This window comes from Streptomyces thermovulgaris, assembly GCF_002155915.1.
In the GTDB taxonomy this organism is placed as follows: Bacteria; Actinomycetota; Actinomycetes; order Streptomycetales; family Streptomycetaceae; genus Streptomyces; species Streptomyces thermovulgaris.
Map to the genome: position 1 here is coordinate 1 of NZ_MUME01000493.1, position 1,037 is coordinate 1,037.

At 73.2% G+C, this 1,037-nt stretch carries 1 protein-coding gene; it reads left to right on the forward strand.

The genetic code is table 11. The features are described from left to right. Positions 1-986, forward strand: a 986-nt coding sequence (locus CCN35_RS26720) for a molybdopterin dinucleotide binding domain-containing protein (protein ID WP_281254829.1), incomplete at its 5' end; no start/stop codon positions are given. Positions 987-1,037 lie beyond the last annotated feature (51 nt).

Here is a 1,037-nt window from a genome sequence, read left to right on the forward strand (position 1 = left end):
AGCAGGGGCCGTACGAGGCGGAGTGGGGCTGGACCTGGCCGCTGAACCGGCGCGTGCTCTACAACCGTGCCTCGGCCGACCCGCAGGGGCGGCCCTGGAGCGCGCGCAAGGCGCTGGTGTGGTGGGACGAGGAGCGCGGCGAGTGGACCGGGCACGACGTCCCGGACTTCGAGCGGACCAAGCCGCCCGGCCACCGGCCCCCCGAGGGCGCCTCGGGACCCGAGGCCCTCGCCGGTGACGACGCGTTCATCATGATGGCGGACGGCAAGGCGTGGCTGTTCGCCCCGACCGGGCTGGCGGACGGCCCGCTGCCCACCCACTACGAGCCGCACGAGTCGCCCGCGCGCAACCTGCTCTACGGCCAGCAGGGCAACCCGGTGCGCAAGGTGTACGGACGCCCCGACAACCCGTCCAACCCCGCCCCGCCCGAGGCGCACGGCGAGGTGTTCCCGTTCGTGTTCACGACGGCGCGGCTCACCGAGCACCACACCGCGGGCGGCATGAGCCGTCAGCTGCCGTACCTGGCGGAGCTCCAGCCGGAGCTGTTCGTGGAGGTGTCGCCCGAGCTGGCCAGGGAGCGCGGTCTGCGCCATCTGGACTGGGCCCATGTGATCACCAGCCGGACCGCGGTGGACGCCCGGGTCGTGGTCACCGACCGGCTGGCGCCCCTGCGGGTCGAGAACCGGATCGTGCACCAGGTCTGGATGCCGTACCACTGGGGATCCGCCGGACTCAGCAGCGGCGACGTGGTCAACGACCTGATCGGCGTGGTGGCCGACCCCAATGTGTTCATCCAGGAGAGCAAGGTGCTGACCTGCGACATCCGTCCCGGACGCCGGCCGAGGGGCCCCGCCCTGCTGGAGTACGTGGCGGAGTACCGCCGCCGGGCCGGGATCACCGCGGCCACCGGCACCCGCATCATGACCACGGACGGCGACCCCCCGCCGCACCATCTGGAGACGGACGGCCCGGAGGAATCCCCATGACGGACGCCAACAGCCTGTACGGGCCTCTCGCCGACCCCGCCGCGGACGCCG